Origin of the sequence: Clostridium putrefaciens (assembly GCF_900461105.1) — a bacterium.
In the GTDB taxonomy this organism is placed as follows: Bacteria; Bacillota; Clostridia; order Clostridiales; family Clostridiaceae; genus Clostridium_L; species Clostridium_L putrefaciens.
Map to the genome: position 1 here is coordinate 607,982 of NZ_UFWZ01000001.1, position 15,839 is coordinate 623,820.

The following is a 15,839-nucleotide window of genomic DNA, read 5'->3' on the forward strand; positions in this document are numbered from 1 at the left end:
CTTTATTATGTTCTTTTTAACTGAATTAACAATTTGATTCTATAGAAGCAAATCATTTCTAAGGTAAACTGTAAAATATTTTTATTGACAAACTCTTATGTTTAAGATTACATATATATGTACCATTTAGGATAGTACACTACTACACAAATTACATATGAAAGTTGTTGGCTAAATATTACAATTTATAGTAATCTTAGATACTAGCAATTAAATTAGAATTAGTGGTAATGGTAAAAGTAATTATATTAGGAGGTTTAAGATGGAAGTAAAAACTATAGTAAAAATCAAGAATGTTACAAAGAAGATTGGTAAAAAGACAATAATAAAGAATCTTACTTTTGACGTACGTTCCGGTGAAGTATTTGGATTTCTAGGACCAAATGGAGCGGGTAAAACTACTACTATCAAAATGCTTTTAGGGCTGATGTCTATTACTGAAGGTGAAATGTATATTGATGGATTAAATGTTGAAAAAGATTTTGAGGGGGCAATTGCTAAAGTAGGTGGAATTATTGAAAATCCAGATTTATACAAGTACTTAACAGGATATCAAAATCTTGTTCATTTTTGGAGGATGTACCCAGATATAAAGAAGGAACGTATCGATGAAGTTGTAAAAATTATGGGGCTTGAAAACAGAATACATGACAAAATAAAGACATATTCTCTAGGTATGCGCCAAAGGTTAGGGGTTGCACAAGCGCTAATTAACTCTCCAAAACTATTGGTACTAGATGAACCTACTAATGGACTAGATCCAGCTGGTATTCATGAATTGCGTAATCATTTAAGATCACTTGCAAGAGAAGAAAATATTGCAATAATTGTATCAAGTCATTTGCTTTCAGAAATGGAGCTTATGTGTGATAGGGTAGGAATTATACAAAATGGGAAATTGGTTAAGATTCAAGATATGGAGGAAATGCTTGAAAATAAGGGAAATACAGTGATGTCTTTAACTGTAACTCCAATTGAAAAGGCAAAAACTTATTTAAATAGTCTTAGTACTAAATATAAACCTAAAATAAAAGATAAAGAAATTGAAATTATAGAAGATATAGAAAATATTCCCCAATTAGTTGAAAAGCTTGTGGCGCATGAGATTAAAATTTATGATGTTCATAAAGTGCATCAAAGCCTAGAGGAAAAGTTCTTAGAAATGACAGGGGGTAACCAAATTGCATAATATGATTAACTTAATTAGGAATGAAAATATGAAGATTGCCCATAGTATAAGTACGTGGATAATGGTGGGTATAGTAGCTCTTATGATAGTAGCAGTTGGACTTATATCGAGATTTGCAGGTGCTGAGGCACCTAAAAGTGATTGGAAAACAGATATAATAACTGAAAATGAGTCTATTAAGAAAAACATAGAAGATGCTGAAATAAGTGAAAATTCAAAAGCCAATCTTACAAAAGAATTACAAACTAATGAATATCATCTTGAACATAACATAGAACCTATACAAGGTAAATCTTTATGGGGGTTTGTAGAAGGAATAGCAAGGGGAATGATAGGTTTAATCTCACTTTTTGCTATTATAATGGCTGGCGGAATAGTAGCTAATGAGTTTTCTGGAGGAACAATTAAACTATTACTGATTAGACCTTCAAAGCGTTGGAAAATTTTACTTTCTAAATATATTGCGGTTATAGGATATACCATTTTAATGCTTTTAGTACTTTTAGTAGTGTCATCTATTGTCGGAGGAATATTGTTTGGATTTAAAGGAGCGGGTATACCATTCATTGCAAATTCTAATGGCAAAATCACTGAAATTAATATGATAGCGCATATTGTTCAGATTTATGGACTTCAGTGTATAAGCTTAGTTATGATGGTTACTTTAGCCTTTATGATTTCTACAGTTTTCCGTAATAGTGCAATGGCTATAGGAATTGGAGTTTTTCTTTTAACTATAGGAACTACAATAACAATGCTACTGCTTAAATATAATTGGTCAAAATATATTTTATTTGCCAATGTGGATTTGAATCAATATATTGATGGGGAGCCATTAGTTAAAGGAATGACCATGACATTTTCAATCACCTTATTAATAGTTTATTTTGTTATTTTTAATGTTATTTCATATATAGGTTTTACAAAAAGAGATATAGTAGCATAATATTATAAATAAAATATCCACCACCTAGATAAATAAAATTTCAAAAATCTAAACGAGACATATAAAGACAGAGAAAAATATTTATGATATGATTATATAGTTAAAATATTAATAATAAATCCATAAATCTATTAGATTAAATTTATAATGTGATGTATTTTATTATACTATCTAGTAGGACTGGTTCGAGAACTCCCAGTATAAAAAACCAAAGGATTATCATTGCTTAATATAGCTGTGTCTTTGGCGACAGCTATATTATTTTTTTATGAAGAATTCATAATATTTACAATGGATAAACGAGAAGGTTTGGATATTTTGTTCTCTAATATAATACAAAAGGGGAATAGATGGACGTGAAAAGAATTTCTACAATTAAGTTAACTATTGTAGGTGTAAGTATAGCACTAAATATTATAGGAACTTTAATAGCTTTTAGTTTTAAAATACCTATACTTATGGATTCTATAGGAACTATAATGATTTCATGTCTGATTGGTCCTATGTATGGGGTTATAACTGGAATATGTAGTTGTATAATAAGTGGAGTGACTTTCGATATATATTCCTTATACTTTGCACCTGTACAAATTTTTGTAGGGCTTTTATCAGGTATAATGTTTAAGTGGGAATTCATGAAAGGAAAAAAGAGATTGCTTGGAGTACTTTTTATATCTATAGTGTCTTCATTTACAGGGGCTGTAATTTCAGCATTTACATTTAATGGAATTACGTCTTCAAGTTCATCTTATATAGTTATTTTATTATCAAGTTTAGGACTAAATAAGATCTTTAGTGTATTTTTAGTACAAGTATTAATGGATTATATAGATAGACTTTTAGCAGTTTCTTTAGTTATTCCTGTATTAGCAGCACTTCCAGTTACATTAAAACAAAAGTTAGTGAGGAATTAAAAATGGACAGATATAGTTTTATAACAAATAAGAAACCAAGAGAAATAGTTCTTTTAAAAGGATTTCCTTGTATTTGGGGAAAGTGTACTTTTTGCGATTATATATTGGATAATTCTACATCAGAAGAAGAAATCAACGAAGTTAACTTTAAGGTTTTAAAGAATATAACGGGTAAATATAAGGTTTTAGAAGTGATTAATTCAGGTAGTTGTTTTGAACTTCCAATTAAGACCTTGGAGAGAATTAAAGATGTAATAAAAGAAAAAGGTATAGAAACGCTATTTTTAGAAAGTCATTGGTGTTATAAAAATAAGGTGAAAGATATGAGGGAATATTTTGAGATTCCAATAATATTTAAAATTGGAGTTGAATCTTTTGATTATAAGTTTAGAAATGAATTTCTAAACAAAAATGCTAAGTTTAAAACAATAAAGGAATTAAAAGAACATTTTGATTCTCCTTGTATAATGGTAGGTATAAAGGGACAAAGCAAAGATCAAATAGATAATGATATAAATATAGTATTAAATAATTTTAATCATGCTACTATAAATGTATTTGTAGAGAATAGCTCAAATTTGAAAAGAGATGAAGAGCTAATAAATTGGTTTAAAGAAAAGTATGTATTTTTAGATGATGATTCTAGAGTTGAAGTCCTTTATAATAATACAGACTTTGGAGTTGGTGATTAAATTAAATACTTATTTTCATAAGAAGTTTCTGAATAGAAGCTAAACATAATGTACAAATAATAAATAGAGAACTACTTTTTGTAGTTCTTTTTATTTTATTAAGATGAGAATGATAATATTCTAATTAAACCTATTAGATAATAATTTAACATCATAATGATAACTTTTAATTGACTTACAACTAATAAGTTGGTAATATATAAACAAGTTAGATAATAATGATAATCATTATTAAGAAAAGATGAAATAATTGTATAATATTACTGATGTAAACTATTTTTTATGCAAGTGATCGTTAATTTATAAACTAATATGTGGATAAACACTTTCCAAATTTATATTTGATGAATCATAGTTATTAATTTGATTAAAATATAAGATAAGTGTTCAACATTTTAATAGTATTTATAAAAGATAATGTTGATAATGAAATTCACTATTAATACAAAAAGAGAAAGAATTTGGTTAATGAAAAAATATAAAAAGAAAGAGGATTGAATTTAATGTTACAACGTTTTTTTTCGTACTATAAACCTTATAAGAAATTATTTTTATTAGATTTCTCTTGTGCGATTAGTGCCTCGGTACTAGAATTAATGTTTCCATTAGTTGTTAATGAGTTAATAGATAATTTATTACCAAGTGGAAATTGGAGGTTGATTGTATGGGGAGCATTTGGGCTATTTGGGATTTATCTATGTAGCTCTGTTTTAGAGTATGTTGTTACATATTGGGGACATAAGCTAGGGATTAATATTGAAACTGATATGAGAAAGAAATTATTTGATCATGTTCAAAAGTTGTCATTTAGCTTTTTTGACAACAATAAGACAGGGGATTTAGTGTCTAGAATGACAAATGACTTAATGGATTTAGGAGAAATTGCACATCATGGTCCGGAGGACTTATTTATTTCAATTATGACTTTATTAGGTGCATTTTCACTAATGCTTTCTATAAATTGGAGGTTGTCACTGTTAACTTTTATTGTAATTCCACCATTAATTTATCTTTCGGTATACTTTGGTAATAAGATGACAATGGCATTTAACAATATGTTTAAGGATATAGCAGATTTTAATTCTCGGGTTGAAAATAATATTAGTGGAATTAGGGTTGTTCAAGCCTTTTCTAATGAAAAATATGAAAAGCAGCGATTTGCAATAAATAATGAACGGTTTCGAAAAACAAAACTAGATTGCTATAATATTATGGCATGGAATGCATCTTTTAGCTATATTTTGATAAAATTTTCGTCCTTATTTGTATTGGTATGTGGTTCATGGTTTGTTATTCAAAAGGATATGACACCTGGAGAGTTTGTGGCGTTTTTTATGTTATCAAATGTGTTTTTAAAACCTATCCAGCAGATTAATTCTGTAATTGAGACATATCCAAAAGGAATTGCAGGATTTAAAAGATATATTGAACTTTTAGAGACAAAACCTGATATAGAAGATGATAAAGAGGCCATTCATGCTCAGAATGTCAAAGGTGATATTGAGTACAAAAATGTTACCTTTGCTTATGAAAATAATCAAAACATACTTAAAAATATAAATTTAACGGTAGGAAAGGGAGAAACAGTAGCATTTGTTGGACCTTCAGGTGCGGGGAAGACTACTATTTGTAGCTTGCTACCTAGATTTTATGAAATTGAATCAGGAAGTATTACTATAGATGGAATAGATATAAGAAAAATGAAAATGGAATCCTTACGGAGTCATATTGGTATAGTACAGCAGGATGTTTATTTATTCAATGGAACGATAAGAGATAACATTGCTTATGGAAGATTAAATGCTACAGAGGATGAAATTTGGCAAGCTGCAATACGAGCACAGATGGAAGAATTAATAAATTCACAGAAAGAAGGCCTAGACACTATTATTGGAGAACGTGGAGTAAAATTGTCTGGAGGACAGAAACAGAGACTTTCTATTGCTAGAATGTTTCTCAAAAATCCAACCATTCTTATTTTAGATGAGGCAACTTCAGCGCTTGATACAGAGACGGAGGTAGCAATTCAAATGGCTCTTTTGGAGTTGTCTAAAGGTAGGACAACTTTGGTGATTGCACATAGGTTAGCAACCATTAAAAATGCAGATCGTATAATTGTAGTCACACAGGAGGGTATTGTTGAACAAGGAAATCACAATGAACTTATATCAGTGGATGGAGTATACGGTCGTCTTCATAAAGCACAATTTAGCGTATAGACCGAAATATTCTAAGAAAGGTAGTTTAGAATGGCTTTGATAAAAACTAATAGAATAGAAAAAAAAGTAATAAAGAATAACCATCTTTTCAATCCTTTATTTGTCATAATTATCGGGCTTATATCTTTGGTATTAGTCATAGCAGTGTCGATTTCATTGGGAGCTGCTGATGTAAAGGTAATGACTATTTGGAATTCAATATTTAATTTTGATAATGGAATAACTGATCATTTGGTTATTAGGGAAATTAGATTACCTAGAGTATTAGGGGGCGCCATAGTAGGTGCTTGCTTTGCTGTAGCTGGGGCTCTAATGCAAGGAATGACCCGTAATCCACTGGCTGATTCGGGTTTAATGGGACTAAATGCTGGTGCAGGGTTTGTTCTTGCTATTTGTTTTGCTTTTTTTCCAGGAATTCCATATATATATTTAATTCTATATTCTTTTTTGGGTGCGGCCTTTGGCGCTGCTTTTGTATATGGTATAGGCTCATTTTCTAAAAGTGGATTAACCCCACTTAGGTTGGTATTAGCAGGTACTGCTGTAAGTGCTTTGTTAAGTGCCATAAGCCAAGGAATAGCAATTTATTTTAATATCGGACAAAACTTGTTATTTTGGACTGCAGGTGGAGTAGCAGGAACTACATGGTTACAGCTTAAAATAATTATTCCTTGGGTATTCATAGCCCTTGTTGGTGCAATTGCTGTTTCGCCATCAATTACTCTTTTAAGTCTAGGCGATGACGTTTCTAAGGGACTTGGATTAAAGACAAATGTAGTGAAACTTATAACTACAATTATTGTTCTTATGCTTTCAGGCGTAGCGGTATCTGTAGTGGGTTCCGTGGGATTTGTAGGACTGATTATACCACATCTTGCTCGTTATCTTGTAGGTGTTGACTACAGATGGATAATTCCTTGTTCAGCGGTATTTGGAAGTTTGCTAGTGGTACTAGCTGATCTTTGTGGAAGAATAATTAATCCACCTTATGAAACACCTATAGGAGCAATTATTGCTCTCATAGGAGTACCCTTCTTCCTTTATCTAGCACAAAAGGAAAGGAGAGGATTATAAATGGATAGAGATGATATTTTCATAAAAGAGAATAAACGAAAGATAAGGGGAGTTATTCTAATAGCTATACTTTGCCTATTAATATTAATAACTTTTGTCATTAGTATGAATACTGGATACATTAGATTATCACCTAGTGATGTTACAAGAACATTATTTGGTGGAGGGTCTAAAAAAGAGAACTTAATTCTTTTTGATTTTAGACTTCCAAGGATTGTAATTTCTATTATGGTTGGGGCAGGACTTGCTATGTCGGGCTGTATTATGCAGGGTATTTCCCAAAATGCTTTGGCAGATCCAGGGATTTTAGGTATCAATGCTGGGGCTGGTTTAATGGTAGTATTATTTATTTCATTTTTCCCTGTAAGTGGAATAGGCTCTATATTCTTATTACCTGCTTTAGCCTTTATTGGAGCTGGGCTTACAGCTATATTGATTTATATATTAGCTTATAATAAAAATAAAGGATTGTCACCTACGAGATTGATTTTAACAGGGATTGCAGTTCAATCTGGCATAAGCGCTGTAATGATTATACTTACAATACGTCTTAAACCAGAGCAATTTCAATTTGTTTCTATATGGCTTGCTGGAAGTATATGGGGATCAAACTGGAAGTTTGTGCTAGCATTACTACCTTGGCTAGTAGTATTTATTCCTTTTGCTTTTTACAAAGCTAGAATACTCAATGTGTTAAGTATGGGTGATCAAATTGCAATGGGACTTGGAGTTGCTGTTGAAAAGGAAAGAAGGATTCTATTAGCAAGTTCAGTTGCTTTAGCAGGCCCTTGTGTTGCTATTAGTGGAGGAATAAGCTTCGTAGGACTAATTGCTCCTCATATATCTAAACGTCTTGTAGGCCCTAAACATCAGCTTTTACTTCCAGTTTCAGCGCTTACAGGATCTCTACTTGTAATCTTAGCAGACACTTTAGGCCGCTTTATAGTTCAGCCAGCAGAAATACCCACAGGAATTGTGGTGGCTATTATTGGGGCCCCATACTTCTTATATTTATTGGCTAGAACGAAAGATTAAAAGGATAATAAAATTAAATAAAGGGGTAGATTAATTTGTCAGTACAATTAAATACAAAAAATATGGATGTTGGCTATGATGAAAAATTAATTATTAAGGATCTTAATTTGGAAATACCTATAGGTAAAATAACTGCCCTAATTGGATCTAATGGCTCTGGTAAATCCACCATATTAAAAACCATGGCACGGATTATGTCCCCGAAGGAAGGGCTTGTTTTATTAGATGGAAAGTCTATACATTCAGAGTCTACTAAAGAGGTAGCAAAAAGATTAGCTATGTTACCCCAGAATCCTTCAGCTCCTGAGGGATTAACAGTATATGAGCTTGTAACCTATGGAAGGTTTCCTCATCAAAAGGGTTTTGGAACATTAACCTTTGAAGATAAAGAAATTGTTATGAGTGCATTAAGAGTAACAGGAATGGAAGAATTCTATGACCGTCCTGTAGATCAGCTTTCCGGTGGTCAACGACAAAAGGCTTGGATTGCTATGGCACTTGCCCAACAAACAGAAATTCTATTTTTAGATGAACCCACTACATTTTTAGATATGGCTCATCAACTGGAAGTATTGAAGTTACTAGAAAAGCTAAATCGTGAGGAAGGGAGAACTATTATTATGGTAGTTCACGATTTAAACCACGCTGCTAGGTATGCTCAGAATATGGTAGCTATAAACCATGGAACCATAGTTAGTGAGGGGACTCCAAAAAAGGTTATGACAAAGGAAGTACTAAGGGATGTATTTGGTATTGAAGCAGATATAATGATAGATCCAAGAATAGGGGTTCCTCTTTGTATACCCTATGAATTAGCAACTAATTGCAATGAGTCGACGTATGCAAATAATCACTTACAAATAGGAAAATATAATTATTAAAAGGGGTGTTTTTATGTTTATAAAAAGGTCAAATAAATTGTTATTAACTTCAATTATTATGCTTTCTTTATTTGTTACTGCTTGTAGGGGCGTAAATAAAGGAACAGTTTCCGCAGAAAATGTAGATGGTAAAACAAAAACTGTAAGTACAGTTAATGGAGATATTGAAATACCAGTAGAACCAAAGAAAATTGTAGTAGACGGTTATTTACCATCAGTATTAACACTAGGGATAAAACCAGTTGGATCAACTGCTTCAGATCTTAAAAATGTTCATATTCAAGATATGGTATCCGGAATTGAAGTTATAGGTGGAGAAGAAGATGGGTTATCACCTGAAGCAATTTTAGAATTAAAACCTGATTTAATTATTACACTTATAGGTTCTGGTGCTGATAATGATAAATATGAGCAGATTTCAAAAATTGCACCTACTATTTCAATTCCTTTTGGAACGTATAAAGATGTGCATAGCGAATTAAAAGGATTGGGTGAAATGCTTGGGAAAGAAAAGGAGGCAGAAGATTGGCTTAAAGACTATGATAAAAGAGTTGAAGCTGCGAGGGGGAAAATTAAAGGACTAATTGAAGATAAGGAAACTGTTTCAATACTTGGAGCTTATAGTAAAGGATTTTATGTTTATGGTAATGGTGGATATAGAGGAGGACAAGCTATTTATAGAAATCTTAAATTAACGCCACCTGAAACTATACAAAAAGAACTAATGGATGCTGGTGAAACTTTTAAGCAAATTTCTTTTGAAGTGATGAAGGATTATGCTGGAGATTATATATTTTTTGATGAATCTTACGGTGGGAAAATAGATAAAAGTAATTCAATGTTGAAGTCTTTGGAGGCTGTTAAAAATGATAAGGTATTTTATTTGGATCCAGACTTTTTCTGGCCTTATGATCCTATTGCTGTAATTAATCAAACTGAAAAGGTTGTACAAATGTTATCTGAAAAAAGATAAACAGCTATTCAGTGATATTTTACTACAATATAAATTTTATATTAAAAGAATAACTGGAAAAGGCCTTAATTTAAGCTTATGCATAAATTAGGGCCCTTTTCAGTTATATAATATATAGCATTATTTAATATTATGTGTATTACTTTCTAATCATTTGGTGGTAGGAGTACATTACATTAAAATATCATAGAACCTATAATACCGAATATTATAAGTGGTATATTATAATGGAGGAATGTGGGTACGCAAGTATCCCAAATGTGATCATGTTGTCCATCTACATTTAGTCCGGATGTTGGTCCAAGGGTGCTGTCAGATGCTGGTGAACCTGCATCTCCAAGGGCTGCTGCAACACCTATTAAAATTATGGTCGCTAGTGGAGAAAAGCCAAGTTCTATTGAAAGTGGGCAATAGATTGCAGCTATTATAGGAATAGTACCAAATGAACTGCCTATACCCATGGTTACTACAAGTCCTACAAGTAACATTAATCCTGCACCTAGGATTTTACTACCATTAACCATAAGGGAAAGAGAAGAAACTAAAGACTCTACAGCTCCAGTTTTTCTTAAAACATCGCCATAACCTGATGCAACTAGCATAATAAATGCAATTAGACCCATTATTTTAATTCCACCATCAAGCAATTCATCAATTTCATTAAATTTAACTGCTCTTGAAACAAATATTATTATTAATGCGCCTAAGGCTCCAAGTGGAAGGGATTTTGTGATAACTTGAATCACAAATGCAGATATAGCAGCAATTAATACAGACCAATGCTTTGATGTCATCTTAAGGTCTTCATCATCAAACTTTTGTAAAAAATTCACTTCAATATCATCGTATTTTCTTGGTTTGCTATAAGTAATAAATATAGCTACAAAAAGACCTATTAACATCCCTATACCTGGAAACCATAATACTTTAGCTACATCGGATGTGGCTACTAATATACCACTTTTGTTCATTTCAGCGCTTATAATACCGTGAAATATAAGACCGAATCCTACTGGTAAAACGATATAAGGAGCCTTTAATCCAAAGGTAAGGGCACAAGCTACTGCTCTTCTGTCTATTTTAAGCTTGTTCATAAGTAAGAGTAAAGGTGGTATTAATATTGGGATATATGCTATATGAACTGGAATAAGATTTTGAGAAAAACAACCTATAAAAGCGAGTAATAATAAAAATACATATTTTTTGCCACCAATAATATTGGATATCTTTTTTGCTAAAATGGAAGCAAGACCACTTTTATTTACTGCAACTGCTAATGAACCAAGTAGTACATAGCTTAGCGCGGTTTCAGCATTGCCACCCATTCCTCCAATTAGGGTATTCATCGTGTCCCCTAAAGACATACCTGAAACTAAACCTGCCGTCATAGCTGCAATTAATATAGAAATTAATACATTAAGTTTAAAAAGGCATAAAATTATCATCACAACAACTGAGATAACAACTGAATTGAATAATAACATATTTTTTCTCCTTTCTTTTAATATTTTATCTAACATTTTACTAGAAAATATATATTATGTCTTTGTTTTTATTATTATATGACGATTTTACTGTTATATATCTAGTTTATATTAGAACTCATTGTTAAAATAAAAGTTACTTAAATTAAATAAATACGAAGAGTGCAAGTATTCAAAAAGACTAGCTTTATAAAGGATAAATTTTGTGATAAAGTAAGATTATAAATTACAGTGGTAAACTAGTTTATAAGGAGGGTTATGATGGATAATGAAAGAATAGAAAATGCTGTTAGAGAAATACTTTATGCTATAGGTGAAGATCCAAATAGAGAAGGGTTATTAGATACACCAAAAAGAATGGCGAGGATGTATGAAGAGATTTTTTCGGGATTAAATGAAGATCCTAAAAAACATTTAGAGGTGTATTTTCAGGAAGAACAATATGAAGAGTTAGTTTTAATTAAAGATATTCCATTTTATTCTGTCTGTGAACACCATTTAGTTCCTTTCTATGGAAAAGCTCATGTAGGTTATTTACCTAAGGGTGGTAGATTAACAGGGCTTAGTAAACTTGCAAGAGTTGTAGATTCTGTTTCAAAAAGGCCACAACTACAGGAAAGGCTCACAGCTTCTATAGCAGATTCAATAGTTGAAAAGCTTGATCCATATGGAGTTATTGTAGTAATAGAAGCTGAACATATGTGTATGACTATGAGAGGTGTGAAAAAACCAGGGTCTAAGACTATAACTTCTGCGGTAAGAGGAACATTTGCAACGGATTCCAAATCTAGAGCAGAAGTATTATCAATAATAAACAAATAATCATGGAGGTTAGATTGAGCTATGATAAAGATTAAAAAGGAAATAAAAGATATTAAGTTTTTAGATAAAAATATAAGATTTGGTGAGAGAACCTATATTATGGGGATTTTAAATGTTACTCCTGATTCATTTTCAGATGGTGGAGATTTTATAGACATACATAATGCTGTTAATCATGCAAAAGATATGATTCAGTTTGGTGTAGATATTATAGATGTTGGAGGGGAGTCCTCTAGACCAGGTCATAAAAATATTACGGAAGAGGAAGAACTAAAAAGGGTAATTCCAGTTATTAAAAGCCTTTCGGCTAAGACGGATGCAATAATATCTTTAGATACTATAAGATCAAAAGTGGCTGAGGAAGCAATAAAACAGGGAGCACATATAATCAATGATATATGGGGATTACAAAAAGATCCCAATATGGCAAAGGTAGTTGCAAAATATAAGGTTCCTGTTATAATTATGCATAACCAAAATGGAACTGATTATAACAATATCATTGAGGATATTAAGGGGTTTTTTAAACAATCTATAGCCATTGCTAAGGATGCTGGAATTTCAGAGGATATGATAATATTAGATCCAGGCATTGGTTTTGGTAAGACTCCTCAGCAAAATATTATGGTGATGAGCAAGTTAGATGAAATAAAGTCTCTTGGGTATCCTTTATTACTTGGAACATCAAGAAAATCGATGTTGGGTAAGATTTTAGACTTACCACCAAAGGAGAGAGTGGAAGGGACTTTAGCAACTACAATATTAGGAATAGTACAAGGCGTGGATATAGTTAGAGTTCATGATGTAAAAGAAAACTTAAGAGCTGCAAAGGTTGCAGATGCAATAATTAGAGGTGAATAGTATGGATGAAATTATTATGGAGAATATGGCGTTCCATGGTTACCATGGAGTATTAAAAGAAGAAAAGGTATTAGGTCAAAGATTTTATGTAGATGCTAAGTTATATTTAGATTTAAAGAAGGCAGGTGAAAGCGATAATTTGAATGATACTGTTAGTTATGCTGAGGTATATAAAATTATAGAACACATCATGACTAAGGAAAAATTTGAGTTATTAGAAGCACTAGCCCATAAGATATGTAATGAAATATTATTATATTATAAAAATATAGAAACAGTGGTCTTAAAAGTTAAAAAACCTAGTGCTCCTGTAGTAGGTAATTTTGATTATTTTGCTGTGAAAATTAAAAGGAGTAGAAGGGATTATGAATAAGATATACCTTGGATTAGGAAGTAATATTGGAGATACAAAAATAAATATTGAAACAGCTATATCACTTTTAAGCAAGAAGATAAATATAAAAGATAAATCTTCCTACTATGAAACAGAACCTGTAGGTTTTAAGGATCAACCATGGTTTTTAAATATAGTTATTGAAGGTGAAACTGATTTAAGAGTAGAAGAGCTATTAAATTTCACTCAAAGTGTGGAAAATGATATGAAAAGGGTGAAGACATTTCTAAATGGACCAAGAATTATAGATGTGGATATATTATTATATAATGATGTGAATATTGTATCAGAAAGACTTAATGTGCCTCATCCTCGTATGCATGAAAGAGCCTTTGTAATGGTTCCTTTATTTGAATTATCAAAAGATCTTAGAATTAATAATATGTTAATTCAAGATATTATTAAAAATCTTAAGGGGAAAGAAACTATAAAGAGGGTGTGGTGATGGAGAGAATTAATTGTATTTTAAAAGATAAAGAGTTTAATATGTATCTAAAAAACAACGAAGAATTAGAAGAGGATAGGATTTTTTGTCATCATGATATTACTCACTTTTTAGATGTTTGTAGAGTAGCTACCATAATTAATCTAGAAAGAGGTCTTAATATAGATAAGGAATTAATATACGCAACAGGTCTGCTCCATGATATTGGTAGGTGGGTAGAGTATAAAACAGGGAAAGACCACGCTATATTAAGTGCAGATCTATCAAGAGAAATCCTTAAAAGATGTGGATTTACTAAGGGTGAAATTGAAAAGATTGATTTAGCTATAAGATCACATAGAAATAAAGAGCATAGTACAGATTTAAGTAACATATTATACGAAGCAGATAAGTTATCAAGGCCTTGTGTAAGCTGTAAGTCAAAAGATAAGTGCAAAAGATTTTTAAGTGGAGAAGTTTATACTTTAAAGTATTGATAAAGGATATATGCTTTTAATGTTATTGAACGTCAAAAGTATTATTTAAAATTAGAAGCAAGATATGTTATAATTATTGTTACTATTTTGAATAAGGGGCTTGATATTGTGGATAAAATTATAAATACGGATGAAATATATGAAATTTTAAAAAAGAGGATTGTTAATATAGAATATGAACCAGGGCAAGTTCTTAATGAAGAAGATATTGCGACTGAGTTTAAGGTTAGCAGAACTCCTATACGAAAGATATTCCAACAACTAAATGCGGATAAACTAATTAATATAATTCCAAGGTTTGGGGCTCAAGTTACGCCTATAGACTTTAAATATATGAAATCTGTATTTGAAGTAACAAGGCAGATTGACCCTTTTGCAGCAAGGCTTGCAGTAAGTAGGATTTCAAAAGCTCAAATTGAAGAGCTTGAAGAAATAATGGATAGGTTTCAAACTTATGATTTGGACAAAGACTATCAAAGAGCAATAAATGATGATGAAAGATTTCATGATATTATATTTTTAAGTAGTGGAAATCAGTGTCTTGCGGATTTATTAAAAGGCTTACATCTACATACTGAAAGACTTTGGCATTATTCTGAGCAGTATATTGATAGTATGGATATATTTACAGACACATTAGGAAAGGTCTTAAAGGCTATAAAAGAGAAAAATTATGAAGATGCAGAAAAGTATGCAAGAGAGCATATAGATGCTTTTGTTGAAAAGATAAAACAAGAAATGTTATAAAATATATTAGGTATAAATTCCCTTAGGTTTTTAGAAAATTAATATTAAAGTCTGAAATTAGCTTGTAATTTAAAACAAGTTGATTTCAGGCTTTTTTATTTTTATTAAAAAATATATAAATTTAAAAAAAGTTTTTTAAATAAAAGGATTATTGATTTATATATAGAATATACTACTAGAGAACATATGAAATACAATGAGTATACTAAAGGTATTCAAAATGTATGTATGTTTAAAAATAATTTATGGATGAGCTGAAATATGAAAAGGATTTTGTAAGGAGGGATTACTTGGATTATCAAATAATTACCAACAACCCAGTGGTAAAGAATGAATTTGAAAATGTATATTTTGTTGATGGTGATTTTCAAGAGGTAATGGTTAAGGTTAGAGATATGGTTCATCAGGGGTACGATCTTATTAGTCATCCACTAGGTGCAAGTATAAGAATAGCTTTTTCTCCTTTTCGTTCAATAATAATTGGACAAAGGAATAATAAAATTAATCCTATTCATGTGGAAATTATTGAAAACAGTATCATTAGTTTAAAAAATCTTACTAAAGGGAGGGTAGCGGATAGAAAAAATGATGATGATTATTCTTTAGTTGATAGAGAACTTTTAATATCAACATTAGAGTCTTTTGAAAAGGAATACATTAGTAAATGTGTCTAATTTATTTGGAGGT

The 15,839-nt window shown here is 31.0% G+C and carries 17 protein-coding genes and 1 riboswitch; of the genes, 16 read left to right on the forward strand and 1 reads right to left on the reverse strand.

Features of this window, described 5'->3' with window-relative positions; genetic code table 11:
- Positions 1-262: 262 nt before the first annotated feature.
- The 9 genes from DY168_RS02700 (at position 263) to DY168_RS02740 (ending at position 9,923) form a co-directional block, all read left to right on the forward strand.
- The gene (locus tag DY168_RS02700; RefSeq protein WP_115640364.1) at positions 263-1,189 is read left to right on the forward strand and encodes an ABC transporter ATP-binding protein; all 927 of its coding nucleotides are present in this window, start codon (positions 263-265) and stop codon (positions 1,187-1,189) included.
- A 1-nt stretch (position 1,190) separates the two neighbouring features.
- Positions 1,191-2,135 (forward strand): ABC transporter permease, encoded by a 945-nt coding sequence (locus DY168_RS02705; protein ID WP_242984149.1) that lies wholly within the window; start codon positions 1,191-1,193, stop codon positions 2,133-2,135.
- 174 nt (positions 2,136-2,309) lie between these two features.
- A riboswitch (PreQ1 riboswitch) is annotated at positions 2,310-2,353 on the forward strand.
- Between the two features lie 132 nt (positions 2,354-2,485).
- On the forward strand, positions 2,486-3,049 hold the full coding sequence (locus tag DY168_RS02710; RefSeq protein ID WP_242984039.1) for an ECF transporter S component: 564 nt from the start codon (positions 2,486-2,488) through the stop codon (positions 3,047-3,049).
- Between the two features lie 2 nt (positions 3,050-3,051).
- Positions 3,052-3,741, forward strand: coding sequence for a radical SAM protein (locus DY168_RS02715; RefSeq protein WP_115640366.1), 690 nt, complete (start codon positions 3,052-3,054; stop codon positions 3,739-3,741).
- 503 nt (positions 3,742-4,244) lie between these two features.
- Positions 4,245-5,960, forward strand: coding sequence for an ABC transporter ATP-binding protein (locus DY168_RS02720; RefSeq protein WP_115640367.1), 1,716 nt, complete (start codon positions 4,245-4,247; stop codon positions 5,958-5,960).
- A 30-nt stretch (positions 5,961-5,990) separates the two neighbouring features.
- The gene (locus DY168_RS02725; protein ID WP_115640368.1) at positions 5,991-7,034 is read left to right on the forward strand and encodes a FecCD family ABC transporter permease; all 1,044 of its coding nucleotides are present in this window, start codon (positions 5,991-5,993) and stop codon (positions 7,032-7,034) included.
- The gene (locus tag DY168_RS02730) at positions 7,035-8,069 is read left to right on the forward strand and encodes a FecCD family ABC transporter permease (RefSeq protein WP_115640369.1); all 1,035 of its coding nucleotides are present in this window, start codon (positions 7,035-7,037) and stop codon (positions 8,067-8,069) included.
- Between the two features lie 62 nt (positions 8,070-8,131).
- Complete coding sequence (locus DY168_RS02735; protein WP_115642385.1) at positions 8,132-8,950, forward strand: ABC transporter ATP-binding protein; 819 nt, start codon at positions 8,132-8,134, stop codon at positions 8,948-8,950.
- A 13-nt stretch (positions 8,951-8,963) separates the two neighbouring features.
- Positions 8,964-9,923, forward strand: coding sequence for an ABC transporter substrate-binding protein (locus tag DY168_RS02740; protein WP_115640370.1), 960 nt, complete (start codon positions 8,964-8,966; stop codon positions 9,921-9,923).
- Positions 9,924-10,099: 176 nt separating this feature from the next.
- Here the strand turns inward: DY168_RS02740 and DY168_RS02745 are convergent, their stop codons facing one another.
- Positions 10,100-11,407, reverse strand: a complete 1,308-nt coding sequence (locus DY168_RS02745) for a Na+/H+ antiporter family protein (protein ID WP_115640371.1) — start codon at positions 11,405-11,407, stop codon at positions 10,100-10,102.
- A 258-nt stretch (positions 11,408-11,665) separates the two neighbouring features.
- Here DY168_RS02745 and folE point away from each other — a divergent pair, with 258 nt between their 5' ends.
- The 7 genes from folE to DY168_RS02780 all read left to right on the forward strand — a co-directional run bounded on the left by folE (position 11,666) and on the right by DY168_RS02780 (position 15,826).
- On the forward strand, positions 11,666-12,229 hold the full coding sequence (gene folE, locus DY168_RS02750) for a GTP cyclohydrolase I FolE (protein WP_341458778.1): 564 nt from the start codon (positions 11,666-11,668) through the stop codon (positions 12,227-12,229).
- Between the two features lie 21 nt (positions 12,230-12,250).
- On the forward strand, positions 12,251-13,090 hold the full coding sequence (gene folP, locus DY168_RS02755) for a dihydropteroate synthase (RefSeq protein WP_115640373.1): 840 nt from the start codon (positions 12,251-12,253) through the stop codon (positions 13,088-13,090).
- Position 13,091: 1 nt separating this feature from the next.
- Positions 13,092-13,463: a dihydroneopterin aldolase gene (gene folB, locus DY168_RS02760; protein WP_115640374.1), complete on the forward strand. Its 372-nt coding sequence runs from the start codon at positions 13,092-13,094 to the stop codon at positions 13,461-13,463.
- Entirely contained in the window at positions 13,456-13,929 is a 474-nt protein-coding gene (folK, locus tag DY168_RS02765) for a 2-amino-4-hydroxy-6-hydroxymethyldihydropteridine diphosphokinase (RefSeq protein ID WP_115640375.1), read from the forward strand. Before folB ends, folK begins: the two co-directional genes overlap by 8 nt.
- Positions 13,929-14,405 (forward strand): HD domain-containing protein, encoded by a 477-nt coding sequence (locus DY168_RS02770; RefSeq protein ID WP_115640376.1) that lies wholly within the window; start codon positions 13,929-13,931, stop codon positions 14,403-14,405. The genes folK and DY168_RS02770 overlap by 1 nt, the downstream gene beginning before the upstream one ends.
- Positions 14,406-14,513: 108 nt before the next feature.
- Positions 14,514-15,152, forward strand: a complete 639-nt coding sequence (locus DY168_RS02775; protein ID WP_172556246.1) for a GntR family transcriptional regulator — start codon at positions 14,514-14,516, stop codon at positions 15,150-15,152.
- Between the two features lie 290 nt (positions 15,153-15,442).
- On the forward strand, positions 15,443-15,826 hold the full coding sequence (locus DY168_RS02780; RefSeq protein WP_115640377.1) for a GrdX family protein: 384 nt from the start codon (positions 15,443-15,445) through the stop codon (positions 15,824-15,826).
- Positions 15,827-15,839 lie beyond the last annotated feature (13 nt).